The following is a 17,019-nucleotide window of genomic DNA, read 5'->3' as shown; positions in this document are numbered from 1 at the left end:
CCCCTCCCCCGACCCGGCCTGACGGCCGGCCCACCCTCCCCCGCAGAGGGGGGAGGGAAAGCGCGTCGTGCCGATGCGTCCTACGACGTCGTCGTGGTCGGCGGCGGTCCCGCAGGCGCCACCGCGGCCACCGACCTCGCCCGGGCCGGCCACGCGGTCCTGCTCCTCGACAAGCCCGGCCGGATCAAGCCCTGCGGCGGCGCGATCCCGCCCCGGCTGATCCGCGACTTCGCGATCCCCGATTCGCTCCTCGTGGCGAAGATCCGGTCCGCCCGGATGGTGGCGCCGAGCGGCAAGGCCGTCGACATGCCGGTGGGCGAGGGTTTTGTCGGCATGGTCGACCGCGAGCAATTCGACCCCTGGTTGCGCACCCGCGCCGAGGAGGCCGGCGCCGACCTGCGTGCGGCCGCCTACGAAAAGATCAGCCGGCCGGATGACGGACCGGCGCTGGTCCATTTCAGCACCGGCGCCGGAGAAGCCCTCGTCCGCCACGCCGTCCGGGCGCGCCTGGTCATCGGCGCCGACGGCGCCTGTTCCCCCGTCGGCCGGGCCGAGGTGCCGGGCCACGCCAAGATGCGGCAGGTCTTCGCCTATCACGAGATTCTGCGGGTGCCGGAGGCCGGCGCCCCCGGGGCCGAATCGGTCGAGGCGACCCGCTGCGACGTCTATTACCAGGGCCGGCACTCGCCCGACTTCTACAGCTGGATCTTTCCGCACGGGGAGACGCTGAGCATCGGCACCGGCAGCGCGAAGAAGGGCTTCTCGCTGCGCTCCTCGATCCGGGCCCTGCGCGCCGCGACCGGGCTCGAGCACGCCGAAACCCTGCGCCGCGAGGGTGCGCCGCTGCCCCTCAAGCCCCTGAAGTGCTGGGACAACGGCCGCGACGTGCTGCTGGCGGGCGATGCCGCCGGCGTCGTGGCGCCGGCCTCCGGCGAGGGCATCTACTACGCGATGCTGGGCGGCCGCCTCTCCGCCGAGGCCGCCGCCGTCTTCCTGAAGACCGGTGACGTCAAGGCCCTCGCGCGGGCGCGGAAAAGCTTCATGAAGCTGCACGGGCGCGTGTTCTGGATCCTCGGGATGATGCAGTGGGTCTGGTACCGCAGCGATGGCCTGCGCGAGCGCTTCGTCTCGATCTGCCGGGACAAGGACGTGCAGCAGCTCACCTGGGACAGCTACATGAACAAGGAGCTGGTCCGGTCCAAGCCCGCCGCCCACGCGCGGATCTTCTTCAAGGACCTCGCCCACCTGTTCCGTTGGGTCTCCCCGTGAGCCTCATCGGGATCGGTTGGGGCCCGCCCGTCGTGGCGGCGCTCGCGGCTGTGCTGGTGGCGCTGGCCGGTGCCCTCGCGACCACCACGGACAGCTGGTACCGGCACCTGCGGTTCCCGGCCTGGAAGCCGCCGGACTGGGCGTTCGGGCCGGTCTGGACCGTGATCTTTCTGCTCACCGCCACGGCCGGGGTGATCGCCTGGAACGGCGATCCCGACTCGACGGACCGGCTCCTGCTGCTCGCCGCCTACGCGGTGAACGGGGCGCTCAACATCGCCTGGAGCGTGCTGTTCTTCAGGTTCCGCCGCCCGGACTGGGCGCTCGCCGAGGTCGCGGCCCTGTGGCTGTCGATCGCCGTGCTGGTGCTGGTCACCGGCCGCGTGAGCGTCGCAGCGGGGCTCATGAACCTGCCCTACCTCGCCTGGGTCAGCGTCGCCGCCTGCCTGAACCTGCGGATCGTGCGCCTGAATGCGCCGTTCCGGGGGGCCTGATGGAGGCCCTGTTCGCCTCCGGCCGGATAATCGACGGGATCCTGCTGCTCGTCGCCGGGGAGGCGATCCTCCTCGCGTGGCTGCGCCGCCGGGGCGGGCCGCCGCTGCCGGCGCTGCTCGCCAACCTCGCCTCCGGGGCCGCGCTGATGCTGGCCCTGCGGTCCGCCCTGGTGGCAGCGGGCTGGATCAACGTCGCCGGCTGGCTGCTCGCCGGGCTCGTCGCGCATCTCGCCGACCTCGGTCTGCGGTTCCGGGCGGCCACGGCACAACGCCGCAGGGCTCCGTCGTCCGGAACTCCCGCTTGAAGGGCCGCGTTCACGCGCGGCACACATTGAAATTCTTCCACGCTAGGGACGGAGACGCGGCATGCAGCGCACGAAAGCCCTCTCCTCCGGCCGGGTCTCGGCCCCGATCCTGGCGAGCCTGCTCCTGGCCGCTCCGGCCCTGGCGCAGGACGGCTCCGACCCGGTCGAGCGGGGAAAATACCTCGTCACCATGGGTGATTGCGCCGCCTGCCACACGGCGCCGGGCGGCAAGTTCCTCGCGGGCAATTACGCCCTGAACATGCCCTTCGGCGTGATCATGACCCCCAATCTCACCCCCGATAAGGAGACCGGCCTCGGCAACTGGAGCTACGAGGATTTCGACAAGGCGTTCCGGCACGGCTACAGCAAGAACGTCGGCTACCTATACCCGGCCTTCCCGTTCGGCTGGTTCACCAAGGTCACCGACGAGGATACCAAGGCGATCTGGGCCTATCTGCAATCGGTCCCGGCGGTGAACGAGAAGCGGCAGGAGAGCCAGATCCCGTTCCCGTTCAGCGTGCGTACTGCGCTGGTGACGTGGCGGACCGCCTTCTTCACCGAGGAGCGCTTCAAGCCGGATCCCAATGCCAGCGCCGAGGTGAACCGCGGCGCCTACCTGGTCGAGGGCCTCGGCCACTGCGCCATGTGTCACAACGAGAACAAGCTCGTGGGCAATACGAGCTTCGCGGGCCGCTTCGGCGGCGGCGTCATCGATGGTTGGTACGCCCCCAACATCACCCCGGACGGCCACCAGGGTATCGGTGCCTGGACCGACGAGCAGGTCGTGACCTACCTCAAGACCGGCACCGCCCCGGGCGACCGGCCCGGGGTCGCCGCCGGCCCGATGCGCCAGACCATCATGGAATCCCTCTCCAAGGTGAAGGAGGAGGACCTGAAGGCCATGGTGGCCTACCTGCGCACGGTTCCCGCCAAGCAGACCTACAAGCCGAAGGATCTCGCGGCGTTCGATACCGCCGGCGCTCCGGGCGCTTCGACCTACCTGACCTACTGCTCCTCCTGCCACCAGCCGGACGGCAAGGGCATCGAGGGCGCGGTTCCGGCGCTCGCCGGCAATACCTCGGTGATGTCCGAGGGGCCCGAGACGGTCCTGCGGGTGATCTATGGCGGCCTCGCCGCCCAGAGCGGGCTTGCACCGATGGTGGCGATCGGCCAGCAGATGACCGACGTCGAGGTGAAGAACGTCACCGACTACATCCGCAATTCCTGGGGCAACAAGGCGCCGCCGGTGACCGGGGACAAGGCCTCCGAAGCGCGGGCCGCCACCAAGACCATGCTGGCCGGCACCGCCCCCTGCGCGGAGATCGAGCAGGACACGCTCAAGACCGCCTTCGATCAGGTGGGCGTCCAGGACACCCTCAAGGGCGTGAAGCAGCAGGACTTCGTGCCGACGCTGGTCCGGCTGGTGCCGCAGATCAAGGCGGCCGCCGCCGGTGCCACGGACGACGACGTGGTCAACGCGCTGACCACGGCCTTCTGCAAGGTCGCCCACGACGACCCGCAATACGGCAAGCCCAGCTGGCCGGCCGTGATCGGTACCTTCTCCAACGTCGCCTACAGCCAGGTGAAGCACCCGGAGAAGCAGGCGGTGAACGTCCCGTCCGCGACGACGCCGCCGACCCGGAAGGATTGAGGCCGGGGCTCACGCCCGGCCTGCCCGGCGGCACTCGTTGGCAAAGGGCGGCAGGCCTCGGTGCGGCGCTCCAAGCGCGAGGCCCGGATCAACGGGTCGCGTGTTGTGACCGGCGCGGGGCGCCCGGGACGGAGCCCTGGCCGTTTTCCTCTCGGACCGCCGCCCGCTGGAACAGCACCTGCGTCGAACCTCGGAGATTCACCGGGGGGGGCAGTCCGGCGCATCGGTCGGGACCGCAACGATGCTCGATGATGGCCGGTCCGGGTTCCGGCGGCCCTCAGGGAAGCGTGCGCTCTGCCCAGTGCATGACAGGCACGGATGTGCCCCCCGTCGCAACCCTAGTCCATCCCAACCTGAGATATTTCTGGGATGATTTAGGGTGCATTGTCTTGTGTGATGCACGCCGCGTCGAAACAGCAGAGTGCAGCCAGAAATCTGTCCAGATCGATTGTGTTATTGCAAGACTACGATCTGAATTCAGGTCCCTGACGGTGACGACAAGGGTGGGAGACGCTTGACGACGGAAGGATATCTGCGCACTTAATCATGCCTCTGTGGTTCAAGATTCGGATAATTTATAAGAAAAAGATTTACAGCTGTACAGGTTACTTATCTAGGACCTGTAATGACGTATTTATATCAGGACGCGATTTGAGATACGGAGATTGGTTGTGCCTGAACGCAAGATTACCCTTGCGCTTCTGCGAACGATCGCCGAGGCGAATGGGACCGACATCGATTTCTTCGTGTTGCCGCCGCACATGACCGAATCGGCGGGCGGTTCTCCGTTGCGGCGGGGATATCGGCGCGCCGCGATGCTGCCGCGCTTGTTCAGGGCCTACTTCGCCCTGCCCGGCATGGAGAACCGGCTGCGGGCACTCCGGATGATCGAGGCGATGGCGGCACGCGCGCAGCGAAGGGGCGGCGACACGGGTCCGTGATCATGCGCTCCGGCGTGACGCTCGATGCGCAGTTCGAGGCCGGCCGCGCGGTCTGCGGGTCCCGCGGGAACGGACATCGCCGCGCGTCGTTTGAGCGTGGATCCCCCGAGACGTCCGATCCGGAGCGCCCGTGTCCAGCCTCGTCCGCATCCTGCTCGCGATCTTCATTCCGCCGATCGCGGTCCTCGTCACCACCGGCTTCGGCATCCAGTTCCTGCTGAACATCCTGCTCTGGATCCTCGGCTGGCTGCCCGGCACCGTCCACGCCCTCTGGCTGATGAACCGCGACCGGCCGTTGCTCTGAATTGCCAGCGGAGCGCCGTCCCGACCTGGCCGCCCGCAGCGGGGCGGCCATCGCGCCGGTTCGCGCGGATCAGGGCTTGGTCTTCTCCACCTTCGCCTTGTCGTCCTTCGGCTTGCCCTCCGGCTGAGTCTTGGCGAGGGCGATCTTCCCCTGACCCTTGGCGGGCGTCGCGTGCGCCTTCACGACGTGCTTGGGCGACACCGCGTCGGCCACCTTCGCCAGCTTGACCGGCTCGGGGACGAGCGTGGCGTCGACCGCCGGGGTCGGCGGGGTGGTCGGGGCCGCGCTGTTCTTGGCGAAGAGCGTGCCGAACAGTTTCTGGTAGCTGCTCGGATCACCGTCCGCGTCCGCCACGGCGATCCGCGCGGGCTTCTCGGGCAGGGCCGCGGTGGTGTCGACCTTGATCTCAGGCTCGGCTCGGTTCGCCATAAGGGTCGCGGCAACCGGCTTCGCCGGCCCCCTGCCGACCGCCCGGCCTGCTTTGGCCGCCTTGGCCGGTTCGGCGGCCGCCACCAGGGTCGGCTGCCCCTTGGGTTCGAACTCGATCTCCTGGGGGCCCGCCGCCAGGGTCTCCGGGCGGCTGACATCGCCGAGATTGTGCCGGCCGTATTCCTTGGCGTCGTAGGGCAGCACCGTCTCGGTGCCGCCGAGACTCGCGAAGGCGCTGGTGTTGGCCGGCGGGCGGAAGACCGGGTTCTGTCCACCGTCCTGGTAGACCACCCGCACCGCCGGCGTGCCCTTGGCGACCAATTCGGCGACCGTGCGCTCGTCGCGCTCGCTCTTCTCGGCAACCTGGGGTTCGACCTTCGGCTTGCACGAACCGGCCGCGGCATCCGCGCCGCCGAACACGTATTTGGTCCCGCACTGGCCGATCTTCGGCTCCTCGCGCAGGGCCTCGAAATAATCCGACCCCTCCTTGAGGTTGCGCCAGAACCCGATATTCGGGTCGTTGCGGAACTTGGCCATGTTCTCGGCCGTCATCCGGAACGGGTAGGACTGGAACTGGAAGCTGCGCTGGCCGCCGATGAACGCGTCGCGGGCGATGGCGTAGATCTCCGCGATGGTGGCGTCGGTCATGGCGAAGCAGCCCGCCGACGAGCAGGTGCCGTGCACCATCAGATACCGGCCGGAGCGGCCGTTGGCCCGGTCGACCGCATTCGGGAAGCCGGTATCGAACGAGAGGTAATACGCGGAATTCGGGTTCATCAGGCCCGGGGTGATCGTGTAGAAGCCCTCCGGCGCCTGCCGGTCGCCCTCGCGGACCTTCGGGCCGAGCTGGCCGGACCAGCGGCAGATCGGGTAGGTCTTGAGCAGGGCGTAGCGGCCGTCGCCGCCCCGCTTCCAGACCTCCATCTCCGCCTCCTTCTTGTAGGTGCGGATCAGGATCGGGTCGGACGGCTGCAGGCCCTTGGTCTGCATCAGGGCGAGCGTCTGAGGGTCGATCGGCGCGAGGCTGCGCGCGCTCGGGCCGTTGATGCCGGAACCGTCCTGGCAGCCGGCCAGCGCGAGGGCCAGCAGGGAAGCGGCCGCCAGCAGTCGCGCAGTCGCGAGACGCGCCGTCATGGGGAACCTCGTCGTCCTAGCCTGCGCCCGGCGGCCTTTTCATAGCCGACATCGGGCGCCACTCCCCAACCCAATAGGCTCGTTAAGCTTGCGCCTTTGTTACCGCAAGATCCTGTCTGCAACAGGGCACGGGACTCTTCGGTGGACGGCGGCGCCACCGAGCCTGCAGGGAAGGCGATCCGGGTCGGGCCACCAGCGACGAATCATTCCTGTTCTGAACGGCTTCGGGCTTGCCGCGACCCCGAGGCATCCAGCCGCTGTGTTGGTGAGGAGACGCACGCTGCAAGGACCAGCTTGCGCCCATTCGGCAAAATCGCCAGCTTTCCCTGACGCGCAAGCTTCTGCCGGAATCAGCGAGCGATGGGCATCGGTATCCGGATCGATCCAGGCATCACAGCGGCCGGAACCGGCTCGCGAAGAGGGAGGCGTGGCCCATGACGGCGCTCTCACTCGACACCTATGCCCTGGTCCGTCGGCTCAAGGCATCCGGTCTGTCCGAGGATCAGGCCGAGGCGATCACCAGTGCGATCCGCGAGAGTCGCGATGCCGATCTCGCGAACCTGGTCACCAAGACCGATCTGGCCGAGGCCAAGTTCGACATCATGAAGTGGGTGATCGGCTCGATCGGCTTCCAGACGATCGTCATCGTCGGCGCCATTGTCGCCCTGTCGCGCGCCACGCACTGACGGAACCGGGTTTCCAAAGGGCTCAGGCCTTTGGCGGGGTATCGGGGCGGAGCCCCGATGCATCGAGCTTCGCTCGACCCAGGGCTTTGCCCTGGGCCCGCAAAAGGTCCCGGACCCAGCCCTTTCAAGGTGTTTGGCGCAGCCATTCAAGCGAGACGCGACGCGCTCTCTGCCCCGCAAGGGGGCGGGGAAAGCGCCACTTTTTCAGAGCGTTGCCGTCAAGTGGAGACGTGTGAACCCGTCGGCGAAACGTCCCGAACGCGGCCCAATCCAAACATCTTGAAAGGGCTGGGTCCCGGACCTTTTGAATCCGAGACCTTCGCAGATGGTTCCAAGTCCTTGAGCGGGCGATATTATCCGCAGCTCGCCACTGCGGCGGCCCGCGCCCGTCCGTCCCGGCGCAGCCACAGCAGGAAAGCGAGCCCCAACGCCGCCATGGTGGCGCCCGCGAGCGGCACGGCCTCGTAGCCGAGCCCGGCATCGATCACGCCGCCGCCGACCGCCGCCCCGATGGCGTTGCCGAGGTTGAACGCGCCGATATTCATCGCCGAGGCCAGGTTCGGCGCCGCGCTGGCTTCATCCATGACCCGCATCTGGAGCGGGGGCACGATGGCGAAGCTCGCGATGCCCCAGAGGGCAATCAGCAGCGACGCCGACGCTTCCCCGTGCATGCCCCAGGCGAACAGCGCGAGGATGACGATTTGGGCCGCCAGGGATCCGAGGATGGTGCCGTCAACCGAGCGGTCGGCGAGGCGACCGCCCAGCCAATTGCCGGCCGTGAGGCCGATCCCGAAGAGCACCAGCATCGCTGTGACGAACAGGCTCGTCGCGCCGGTCTCGATCCGCAGGATCGGCACGATGTAGGTGAACAGCGTGAACATCGCGCTGAAGCCAACCATGGTGAGCGCCAGCGCGGCGAGCACCGGGCCGCGGACGAGCGCGCGCAACTCCGCCCGCAGGTCGTCCCGGGCCTCGACCTTCAACTCGGGCAACGCGAGGCGCAGCGCCACCATGGCGACCGCGCCGACGCCTGCGATGCCCCAGAACGCCGTGCGCCAGCCCAGAACCTCGCCGATCCAGGCGGCGAGCGGCACGCCGCCGATCGTCGCGATCGCGAGCCCGGAGAACATCGACGCCACCGCGGCGGCCCGGCGCTCCGGCGGCACGATCCCGGCGGCCACCACCGAGCCGATCCCGAAGAACGCCCCGTGGTTCAGCGCCGTGACGAGGCGGGCCACGACAAGCATGGCGTAGCTGTCCGAGACGGCAGCCAGAAGGTTGCCGAGGGTGAAGATCGCCATCAGCCCGACCAGCAGCCGGCGGCGGGGTATGCGCGCCGAGGCCAGGGTCATCAGCGGCGCGCCGACCAGCACCCCCAGCGCGTAGGCGCTGACCACGAGGCCGGCGGCGGGGATCGAGACGCCGAGATCCCCGGCGATGAGCGGCAGCATGCCCATCGGGGTGAATTCCGTAACGCCGATGCCGAAGGCGCCGACCGCCAGGGCCAGCAGGGGAGGATTGATCGCCATGAGGGGTCTCCGGGTGTTCCGGGACCGCAGGTGGCGGATTCGGCGTGCGGGGAGTAGTCCGTTGGCGGGACCAAGATCTGTGCGGTGGAGGCACGAATGCAGCGCGACAAGGCCGACCGCGCCGGGGACATGGCTGTATTCGTGGCGGTGGCGCAGGCCGGCAGCCTGTCGGCGGCGGCGCGCCGGCTCGGGCTGACGCCCTCGGCGGTGAGCCGGGTCGTCGCCCGGATCGAGGCGCGGCTCGGCGTGCAGCTCCTGGTCCGGACGACTCGGACGCTGCGCCTCACCGCCGAGGGCGAGACCTACGCGCGCGCGGCGAGGCGCATCCTGGCCGATCTCGACGAGACCGAGACCGCGCTCTCCGATCAGGGCTGCCCGCGCGGTCGGGTCCGGGTCAGCGCCGCCACCGCCCATGGGCGCCTGGTGATCGTGCCGCTGCTCGGGGACTTCGTGGTGCGCCATCCCGGGATCGTGGTCGAGATCGATCTCAGCGACGAAATCGTCGACGTGCTCGGCGGCCGGGCCGATATCGGCATCCGGTTCGGGCCCCTGGCCGACAGCCCGCTCACCGCCCGGCGGCTGGGCGAGACCGGCCGGACCGTGGTCGCCGCGCCGGCCTATCTCGACCGGGCCGGGATTCCGCACCGGCCCGCCGACCTCGCCGAGCACAATTGCCTTGACTTCACCTTCCGCCGGAGCGAGCCCGGCTGGCCGTTCCGCGATGACGGACACGACGTCATCCTGCCGGTGCGCGGCACCCTGGCCGCCAATAACGGCGAGACCCTGGTGCAGCTCGCGCTCGGCGGCGTCGGCATCACCCGGGTCGGAAATTTCCACATCGCCGACGACCTCGCCGCCGGCCGGCTGGTGCCCCTGCTGGAGCCGTTCAATCCGCAGGACCGCGAGGCGATCCACGCGGTGTTCGTGGGAGGCGCAGGCCTGCCGGCCCGGGTGCGGGTGCTGGTGGATTTTCTGGCGGAGCGGATGCGCGGGGGTTGAGCGGTGCGGCGACTGCTCAGCCGAACACCACCGGCAGGCGCCCTGCCTCCGCGCGGATGATCTCCACGAGCCGAGCGTCCTCGGCCGGGTCGGCGAGCCGCAGGCCGACCGGCTCCGAGGCGGTCTGGACCGTGAGCCAGCGCAAGGAGGGCCGCAGGTCCGCGGCCTCGACAACCGCCACCTCCGGATGTCCCGGCTCGAGCTGCAGGAAGGTCAGGTGGTTGCGGCTCGCGCGCCGCGCGAGCAGATCGTCGATCGCCTCGACCGTCGCCCGGGGCGTGTGCAGGTGGGTCATCATCCACAGGCGGTTGTCGGTTCCGGGGGTGTCGAGCGCCTGGCGCAGGCGGCGCACCCCCTCGGTCAGGAAGGCGTAATCCACCTCGCTCGCCGCCGGGTCGTGGTGGTTGAACACGCATTCGAGGCCGTGGCGCTCCCGGTAGAGCCGGTGCCGGCCGCGCCAGATGCCCGGTCCGCGCCGCTCCGGTTCCGGGATGCTCTCCAGCTGGCTCCGGTCGGTGAGCGCGGCAAAATCGTCCGCGAGGCAATCGAGGGCCATGCCGGGCATCGAGAACACCCAGTCGAGGGGCCCCGACCAGAGGCGCAGATCGAGCGTCTTGAGCACGTGCGCCATCTGGCAATTGCAGCCGAGCGATACGTGGTTGTAGCGCCCCGGCTCCCGGGCGTCGCGCCGGCCGAGCAGCCGCCCGAGGGCGCCGAGCAGGCCCCCCGTCGCGCCCGAGGTGCTCACAGGCTCCGGCCGATGGCGAGGAATTTCTCCGCGCGCTTGTCGCGGATCTCGGCCGGGCTCAGGCCGTCGAACGGGGCGAGCGCGTCGGCGACGGCGTCGCCCGCGGCGCCGATCGCCGCCTCGCGGTCGCGATGGGCCCCGCCGGTGGCCTCCGGGATGATCCCGTCGATGACACCGAGCCGCAGCAGGTCCTGGGCGGTGATCTTCATGGCGGTGGCGGCGTCGGCGGCCCGGCCCTGGTCGCGCCACAGGATTGAGGCGGCGCCCTCCGGGGAGATCACCCCGTAGATGGCGTGCTCCAGCATCAGCACCCGGTTGGCGGTGGCGAGCGCGATGGCGCCGCCCGAGCCGCCCTCCCCGATCACCACGGCGACGTTGGGTACGCCGAGCGCCAGGCACGCCTCGGTGGACCGGGCGATGGCCTCGGCCTGGCCGCGCTCCTCCGCCTCGATCCCCGGATAGGCGCCCGCGGTGTCGACAAAGGCGATCACCGGCAGGCCGAACCGGTCGGCGGTCTCCATCAGCCGGACCGCCTTGCGGTAGCCCTCGGGCCGGGCCATCCCGAAATTGTGGCGCAGCCGCGCCTCCGTGGTGGCGCCCTTCTCCTGGCCGAGCACCAGGACCGGGCGCCCGCGGAAGCGGCCGAAACCGCCCAGGATCGCCGCGTCCTCGCCGAAGCTGCGGTCGCCGGCCAGCGGGGTGAAGTCGGTGATCAGCCCGGCGCAGTAATCCACGAAGTGCGGCCGCTGCGGGTGGCGGGCCACCTGGGTCTTCTGCCAGGGCGTGAGGTTCGCGTAGATCTCGGCGAGCGCGTGGCCGGCCTTGGCCTCCAGCCGCCCGACCTCCTCGGAGATCGCGACCGCGCCGTCGCGCGCGCCGACCGCCCGCAATTCCTCGAGCTTGGCCTCCAGCTCGGCCACCGGCTTCTCGAAGTCCAAATAGGTGCGCGTCACCGCCATCGTGTCACAGGTCTTCCCGGGTCCGCCGCGCAGGGGGCGGCGGGCGCGAGGTGTTGGCGATGGCGGAGGTGGTGTCAACCGGCGTGTTGGCCGCGTCCGGACCGCCGGTCCTCCGCCGCCCCTGGATGGCTCGGCACGGCGTCCTGTGGCGCATGCCGACGTTGCGGCTCATCTTCCCGGCCGACCTGCGCCTGATCAGCCGAATCGCGCGGGCGACCTGTGGGTCTTCGCCCGGACCTGCGCGGGGCAACCTCACCTTACGCCGGTGAGTCCGCTCAGGCCGCCTGCGGCTCCACCCGGTTCCGTCCCGCCGCCTTGGCCCGGTAGAGGGCGAGGTCGGCGCGCCGCAGCATGTCGCCGGGATCCGTGTCCTCGGCGTGCCGCACGGCGACGCCGATCGAGACCGTCACGGCGATCGACCGGGTCGCCCGCTGCACCGGGAACGGCACGGCCTCGACCCGCTCGCGGATGCGCTCGGCGATGATCTGCGCCTCGGCGAGGCCCGCCTCCGGCAGGATCACCACCACCTCCTCGCCGCCGTAGCGGGCCACGACGTCGACGGGCCGCGTGTGCTGGCGGACCCGCTCGGCGAAGCCCCGCAGCACCTCGTCCCCGGCCTCGTGGCCGTAGCTGTCGTTGATGACCTTGAAATGGTCGATGTCGAGGATCAGCGCCGCCAGCGCCGGCCGCCGGGCGGACGCGTCGGCGAACAGGGCGCCGAGGTGGTTGTCGAGATAGCGCCGGTTGTGCAGGCCCGTGAGCGCATCGGTCACGGCCATCTGCAGGGAGGCCTGCATGGCCCCCCGGAGCGCGTCCGTGAAGCGCTTGCGCTTCACCTGGGTGCGGGCCCGGGCCATCAGCTCGTTGCGGTCGACCGGGCGCATCAGGAAATCGTGCACGCCGAAATCGAGCCCGCGCACCACCCGGGCGCGGTCATGCGCCTCCGCCAGCATGATCAGCGGCATCGCCCGGGTCCGGTCCAGCGACCGGAGCTGGCTGCACAGGCGCAGGCCATCGAACCCGTCGAGGTCGAGGCTCACCAGGGCGAGGTCGAACTGCCCCTCGGCCGCGATCCGCAGGGCCGCCTGCGGATCGGGCTCGACCGTGACGGCGTGGTGCTGGCGCAGGGCCCCGGCCAGGCGCTCGGCCGAGCCGGGGCGGTCCTCGATCAGCAGGATGCGGGCGTCGAGGCCGGTCTCGGCGGCGGCCAGCGCCAGGGGATCGCCGATCCCGAACTCGCGGGAGGCCAGGGCCCGCTGGCGCAACTCGTCGGTGACCGCCTTCAGCCGGATCAGGCTGCGCACCCGGGTGAACAGGGCGGTGTCGTCCACCGGCTTGGTCAGGAAATCGTCGGCGCCCGCGTCGAGGCCGCGCAGGCGGTCCGAGGGCTGGTCGAGGGCCGTCACCATCACCACCGGGATGTGGGCGGTGACCGGGTTGCTCTTGAGGTGGCGGCAGACCTCGAACCCGTCCAGGCCCGGCATCATCGCGTCGAGCAGGACGAGGTCGCACAGGCCCTTCTCGCAGATCGCGATGGCGTCGCGGCCGTTCATGGCGGCGAGCGTGTCGAAATATTCCAGCCCGAGCTTCGTCTCCAGAAGCTTCACGTTGGGGAACAGGTCGTCGACGATCAGGACGCGGGCCGACATGGTTCCTCGCTGACACGCGGCGGTGCGGCCCGGAGCCGGGCGGATCGGCGCGAGGCCGCGCATCGAGACAGACGGGCGAAGCCGTCATCCGGCTCGGCGCGGCCGGGTGACGACCTCAACGGCGCGCCCCTCCGGGATCACCGGGGCTCAAGATACGCGCGAACCGTTGCCAAAAACTTCGCGACCGAGATCGGCTTCGACAGGTAGGCCTCGCAGCCGCCCTCGCGGATCCGCTCCTCGTCGCCCTTCATGGCGAAGGCCGTGATGGCGATGACCGGGATCCCCTTGAGGTCGTCGTCCTCCTTGAGCCACTTGGTCACTTCGAGTCCCGAGACCTCCGGGAGCTGGATGTCCATCAGGATCAGATCGGGATGGTGGGCGCGCGCCAGCTCGATCGCCTCGATGCCGTGGGCGGTCTTCAGGGTCGCGTAGCCGTTCGCCTCAAGGAGGTCGTTGAACAGCTTCATGTTCAACTCGTTGTCCTCGACGATCAGCACCGTCTTCTTCATGATCCGTTGTCCCGGTGCGCGCCGATCATGATTAGCGGGCGGTGAAGCCCCTCCATCACCTTTGTAGCGTTCACATGTTGATGAATGGCAAACCTCTTCAAGGGGATGAGGCCGCCGAGCGGCTCGCCCTCGACGTTCTGCTGTGGATCACGGGGGAGGAAGACCGCCTCCTGCCGTTCCTGGCGGCGACCGGGCTCGACCTCGACACCGTGCGGGCAAGCGTCCGGGAGCCGAGCTTCCTGGTGGGCGTCCTCGACCACGTGATGGGCGACGAGAACGTCCTCCTCGCCTGCGCGGGGGCGCTGGGCGTCAAGCCGGAGCGGATCGCCGCGGCCTGGCACCGGCTGTCGCCGCGGCCCGACGACGAATGGGCGTGAGGCGCGTTTGCTCGTCCGGAGGCCGCTCTCTCCCGGGCGCAGGGAGACGCGCGGCGTCCGCTCGGACGGCGCTACTGTCGCCGCGCGGTCCCGGATCAGGTTCCGCTCCGCCGCACCTGTCCGGGATCGCGCGCGCCTCATTGGCGCGGGTGGGCCCTCAGGGCGTGCAGCCCTTCCCCGTCTCCTTGTCGCCCCGCCCCGCTGCGGCATCGATGTCCAGGGCGGTCATGTCGCCCAGAATGGCGAAGTCGCCGTAATCGAGCTTGAGGGCGCCGCTGACGCCGTTCTCGTAGAGGTCGAAGCCGAGGGTGTAGATCGGCGTGCGCTCCCCGGCGCCCTCGGTGTAGTAGCTCAGGCGCACCGGCCAGTGCGGCATGGCCGCGAGGGCGCCCGCGCGCAGGGGCTTGTCCCGGGCGGTGCCGGCGGCCGGCGCCGGACCCGTCTCCGTGTGGCCGATCACCGCGAAGGTGTCATAGATCTTCCTGCCGTCGTCGGAGCCGTCGAAGACCTTGACCGACAGGGTCGCCTGGCCCGCCCGCGCGGCCTCGATCAGGCGGCGCATGTGCTCGCTCGGGAACAGCACCGGCCCGTCCACGGTGAACGGCTTCGGGGCGCCCTTCAGCTTCACCGTGACCGAATCGCCCTGCTCGGAGGCGGTCCCGTCCACCGGGGCGGCGGGCTGGTTGTTGGTGAGCGTCGTCGTCTTGAACCGGAACTCGCGGCCCTGCCCGCCCTCGAAGGTGGTGCTGCGCATGTCGGACAGGCGCGCCCCGGTCTCGCCGGAGGACAGTTCCGTGACCTGCCGGGTCAGCATCGTGTAGCCGCGGCAGGCATCGCCGCGGAAGTCGATGACGATGCGGCCGCGGGCGCTCTCGACCGCGCGGCTGCCGCCGCCCTCGGCGAGCGACAGGTCGTAGACCGCCCGGTGGTTGGCGAGCACGATCCCGGGCGCGGGTGACGGGGTCGCCGGCTTGGCCTCCGGATCCGGCGCGGCGGGCGGGGCCGCCTGCGCGCCCCAGGCGGAGACGAGAAGGCCGGCCGTCAGGAGACGGGAGAGGCGCAGGCGCATGGATGACCTCGGTTCAGTCCGCCGCAGATAGCAGGCTTGCGGGATCGGGCAATCCTCGCGATCACCGGTAGCCCTCCGCCTGCAGGGTGAACAACTCGGCGTAGCGGCCGCCCCGCGCCATCAAAGCCGCGTGGCTGCCCTCCTCCAGCATCCGGCCGCCCTCCAGCACCAGGATGCGGTCGGCCATGCGCACGGTGGAGAAGCGGTGCGAGATCAGCACCGTCGTGCGGCCGGCCGAGAGGTCGCGGAACCGGGCGAAGACATCGTACTCGGCCCGGGCGTCGAGGGCGGCGGTCGGTTCGTCGAGGATCAGGATCTCCGCCTCGCGCATGTAGGCCCGGGACAGGGCGATCTTCTGCCACTCGCCCCCGGAGAGGTCGAGGCCCCCGGCGAAGCGCTTGCCCAGCGGCTGGGCGTAGCCCTCGGGCAGGCGCTCGATCACCGGGGCCGCGAGCCCCCGCGCGGCCGCCGCGGCGATCCGGTCCGCCTCTGCGGCGGCCTCGATCCGGCCGACCGCGACGTTCTCGCCGGCGGTGAGGTCGAAGCGGACGAAGTCCTGGAAGATCGCCCCGATCCGCCCCCGCAGGGCGTCGAGGTCGTAGGCGGCGAGGGGCAGCCCATCGAGGAGCACGCGGCCCTCGTGCGGATCGTAGAGACGGGTCATCAGCTTGACGATTGTGGTCTTGCCGGCGCCGTTGCCGCCGACCAGCGCCACGGTCTCGCCGGCCCGCACCGCGAAGGACAGGCCGCGCAGGGCCCAGGTCTCGGTGCCGGGATAGCGATAGCCGACATCCTCGAAGACCAGTCCCTCCCGGATCGGGCTCGGCACCGGCACGGGCTGCGCGGGCGAGCGGATCTGCGGCCGGATCGCGAAGAAGGAGAAGAAATCGTCGAGGTACTGTGCCTGTCCGGTGATCTGGGTGAAGCCGAGGAGCAGTCCCTCCAGGCCGCCGCGCAGGCGCTGGAAGGCGCCGGCCAGGAAGGCGAGATCGCCCACCGAGAACGCGCCCGCCACCGTCCGCCAGACGATCACCGCGTAGGCGGCGTAGTAGGCCAGCGTCCCCAGGCTCGCGAAGGCGAAGCCCCAGCCGGCCCGGGCGGCGGCGAGGCCGCGGTTGTCGGCGAGCAGCCGGCGCGCCAGCACCGCGTAGAGGCCGGTGATGTAGTCCGAGAGGCCGAAGAGCTTGATCTCCTTGGCGGTCTCGACGCTGGCACCGAGGTAGCGCAGATAGTCGATCCGTCGCCGCTCCGGGCTGCGGATCCAGGCGAGGCGGTAGCCGGCCTTGGTGAAGTGCCACTCGTTGAGGACCGCCGGCACCAGGGCGGCGGCGATCAGAACCACCAGCCAGGGCGTGAAGGCCGCCACCCCGGCCGCCAAGGTGGCGAGGGTGACGAGCGCCTGCAGCTGGCCGAACAGCGTGCCGACCAGGCCCGTGCGGCCGCTGACCTGTCGGCGCGCCCGCTCCAGCCGGTCCTGCTGGGCGCTGTCCTCGAACTGCGCGAGGTCGAGGGCGGCGGCATGCGTCATCAGCCGCAGGGAGGCCGCGTTGGCGTAGAGGTCGCCGATCAGGGTCTCGGTGAGGTTGGCGAGGCGTCCGGTGAGGTCCGAGGCCAGGGCAAGGCCGAACTCGGCCGCCACCAGCCCGGCGAGCCGCACCCGTCCGGGATCGGCCAGCCATGCGGCGAGGCCGCCCTCCGGCGCCGGGCGCGCGTGCTCGGCCACGATCCCGTCGAGGATCAGCTTGGCGAGGTACAGGCTCACCACCGGCAGGCAGGCCGCCACGAGGCGCAGGGACAGGCTCGCCGCGAGCAGGCGCGGGCTCGCCGCGGCGATCTCCCGGAACAGGGTGGGCAGGTAGCGCAGGGCACCGAAGCGCTCGCCGAGGCGCTCACCCGGGGGCGGAGTCCGCTCGGTCATCCCCGGCTGATTTCGCGCCGGACAGCGGAGCCCGGTTGGATGACCGGTAAGG

The 17,019-nt window shown here is 70.4% G+C and carries 17 protein-coding genes; 9 read left to right on the top strand and 8 right to left on the bottom strand.

The genetic code is table 11. The annotated features are described in order from the left end of the window. The first annotated feature begins 93 nt into the window (after positions 1–93). The 6 genes from MKK69_RS19190 (at position 94) to MKK69_RS19165 (ending at position 4,961) form a co-directional block, all read left to right on the top strand. On the top strand, positions 94–1,269 hold the full coding sequence (locus MKK69_RS19190) for a geranylgeranyl diphosphate reductase (RefSeq protein WP_243970452.1): 1,176 nt from the start codon (positions 94–96) through the stop codon (positions 1,267–1,269). Further along, entirely contained in the window at positions 1,266–1,760 is a 495-nt protein-coding gene (locus MKK69_RS19185; protein WP_243970451.1) for a TspO/MBR family protein, read from the top strand. Before MKK69_RS19190 ends, MKK69_RS19185 begins: the two co-directional genes overlap by 4 nt. Then, on the top strand, positions 1,760–2,065 hold the full coding sequence (locus MKK69_RS19180) for a hypothetical protein (RefSeq protein ID WP_243970449.1): 306 nt from the start codon (positions 1,760–1,762) through the stop codon (positions 2,063–2,065). Before MKK69_RS19185 ends, MKK69_RS19180 begins: the two co-directional genes overlap by 1 nt. 61 nt (positions 2,066–2,126) lie before the next feature. Beyond that, the gene (locus MKK69_RS19175) at positions 2,127–3,716 is read left to right on the top strand and encodes a c-type cytochrome (RefSeq protein WP_243970447.1); all 1,590 of its coding nucleotides are present in this window, start codon (positions 2,127–2,129) and stop codon (positions 3,714–3,716) included. Positions 3,717–4,387: 671 nt separating this feature from the next. Beyond that, a complete protein-coding gene (locus MKK69_RS19170; protein WP_243970445.1) occupies positions 4,388–4,657 on the top strand; it encodes a hypothetical protein in 270 nt (89 codons plus the stop codon). Between the two features lie 130 nt (positions 4,658–4,787). Next, entirely contained in the window at positions 4,788–4,961 is a 174-nt protein-coding gene (locus MKK69_RS19165) for a YqaE/Pmp3 family membrane protein (protein ID WP_243970443.1), read from the top strand. A gap of 69 nt (positions 4,962–5,030) precedes the next feature. On the opposite strand, the gene MKK69_RS19160 is transcribed toward MKK69_RS19165, so the two are convergent. Beyond that, entirely contained in the window at positions 5,031–6,524 is a 1,494-nt protein-coding gene (locus MKK69_RS19160; RefSeq protein ID WP_243970442.1) for a murein L,D-transpeptidase, read from the bottom strand. A gap of 434 nt (positions 6,525–6,958) precedes the next feature. Here MKK69_RS19160 and MKK69_RS19155 point away from each other — a divergent pair, with 434 nt between their 5' ends. After that, positions 6,959–7,210: a CCDC90 family protein gene (locus tag MKK69_RS19155; RefSeq protein WP_243943726.1), complete on the top strand. Its 252-nt coding sequence runs from the start codon at positions 6,959–6,961 to the stop codon at positions 7,208–7,210. A 353-nt stretch (positions 7,211–7,563) separates the two neighbouring features. Here the strand turns inward: MKK69_RS19155 and MKK69_RS19150 are convergent, their stop codons facing one another. Next, positions 7,564–8,739 (bottom strand): MFS transporter, encoded by a 1,176-nt coding sequence (locus MKK69_RS19150; RefSeq protein WP_243970440.1) that lies wholly within the window; start codon positions 8,737–8,739, stop codon positions 7,564–7,566. 96 nt (positions 8,740–8,835) lie between these two features. Here MKK69_RS19150 and MKK69_RS19145 point away from each other — a divergent pair, with 96 nt between their 5' ends. Next, the gene (locus tag MKK69_RS19145; RefSeq protein ID WP_243970438.1) at positions 8,836–9,738 is read left to right on the top strand and encodes a LysR family transcriptional regulator; all 903 of its coding nucleotides are present in this window, start codon (positions 8,836–8,838) and stop codon (positions 9,736–9,738) included. 16 nt (positions 9,739–9,754) lie between these two features. On the opposite strand, the gene MKK69_RS19140 is transcribed toward MKK69_RS19145, so the two are convergent. From MKK69_RS19140 to MKK69_RS19125, 4 genes are all read right to left on the bottom strand, one after another. Beyond that, positions 9,755–10,486, bottom strand: a complete 732-nt coding sequence (locus tag MKK69_RS19140) for a DUF1796 family putative cysteine peptidase (protein WP_243970436.1) — start codon at positions 10,484–10,486, stop codon at positions 9,755–9,757. Beyond that, positions 10,483–11,445, bottom strand: coding sequence for an acetyl-CoA carboxylase carboxyltransferase subunit alpha (locus MKK69_RS19135; protein WP_243970435.1), 963 nt, complete (start codon positions 11,443–11,445; stop codon positions 10,483–10,485). The genes MKK69_RS19140 and MKK69_RS19135 overlap by 4 nt, the downstream gene beginning before the upstream one ends. Positions 11,446–11,720: 275 nt before the next feature. Then, complete coding sequence (locus tag MKK69_RS19130) at positions 11,721–13,094, bottom strand: PleD family two-component system response regulator (RefSeq protein WP_243970433.1); 1,374 nt, start codon at positions 13,092–13,094, stop codon at positions 11,721–11,723. Positions 13,095–13,231: 137 nt separating this feature from the next. Continuing rightward, the gene (locus MKK69_RS19125) at positions 13,232–13,603 is read right to left on the bottom strand and encodes a response regulator (RefSeq protein ID WP_012318846.1); all 372 of its coding nucleotides are present in this window, start codon (positions 13,601–13,603) and stop codon (positions 13,232–13,234) included. 80 nt (positions 13,604–13,683) lie between these two features. Here MKK69_RS19125 and MKK69_RS19120 point away from each other — a divergent pair, with 80 nt between their 5' ends. After that, positions 13,684–13,980, top strand: a complete 297-nt coding sequence (locus MKK69_RS19120) for a DUF3572 domain-containing protein (RefSeq protein WP_243970431.1) — start codon at positions 13,684–13,686, stop codon at positions 13,978–13,980. 157 nt (positions 13,981–14,137) lie between these two features. Here the strand turns inward: MKK69_RS19120 and MKK69_RS19115 are convergent, their stop codons facing one another. Both MKK69_RS19115 and MKK69_RS19110 read right to left on the bottom strand, forming a co-directional pair. After that, positions 14,138–15,049, bottom strand: coding sequence for a cell envelope integrity EipB family protein (locus MKK69_RS19115; RefSeq protein ID WP_243970429.1), 912 nt, complete (start codon positions 15,047–15,049; stop codon positions 14,138–14,140). Between the two features lie 61 nt (positions 15,050–15,110). After that, positions 15,111–16,967 carry an ABC transporter ATP-binding protein gene (locus MKK69_RS19110; protein ID WP_409564835.1) on the bottom strand — a complete coding sequence of 619 codons (1,857 nt, stop codon included), beginning with the start codon at positions 16,965–16,967 and terminating at the stop codon, positions 15,111–15,113. Positions 16,968–17,019: the final 52 nt, after the last annotated feature.

Source organism: Methylobacterium sp. J-026 (assembly GCF_022829585.1).
Lineage (GTDB): Bacteria > Pseudomonadota > Alphaproteobacteria > Rhizobiales > Beijerinckiaceae > Methylobacterium.
Note: the sequence above shows the minus strand (reverse complement) of the source record. Positions and strands in the feature narration are given on the sequence as shown.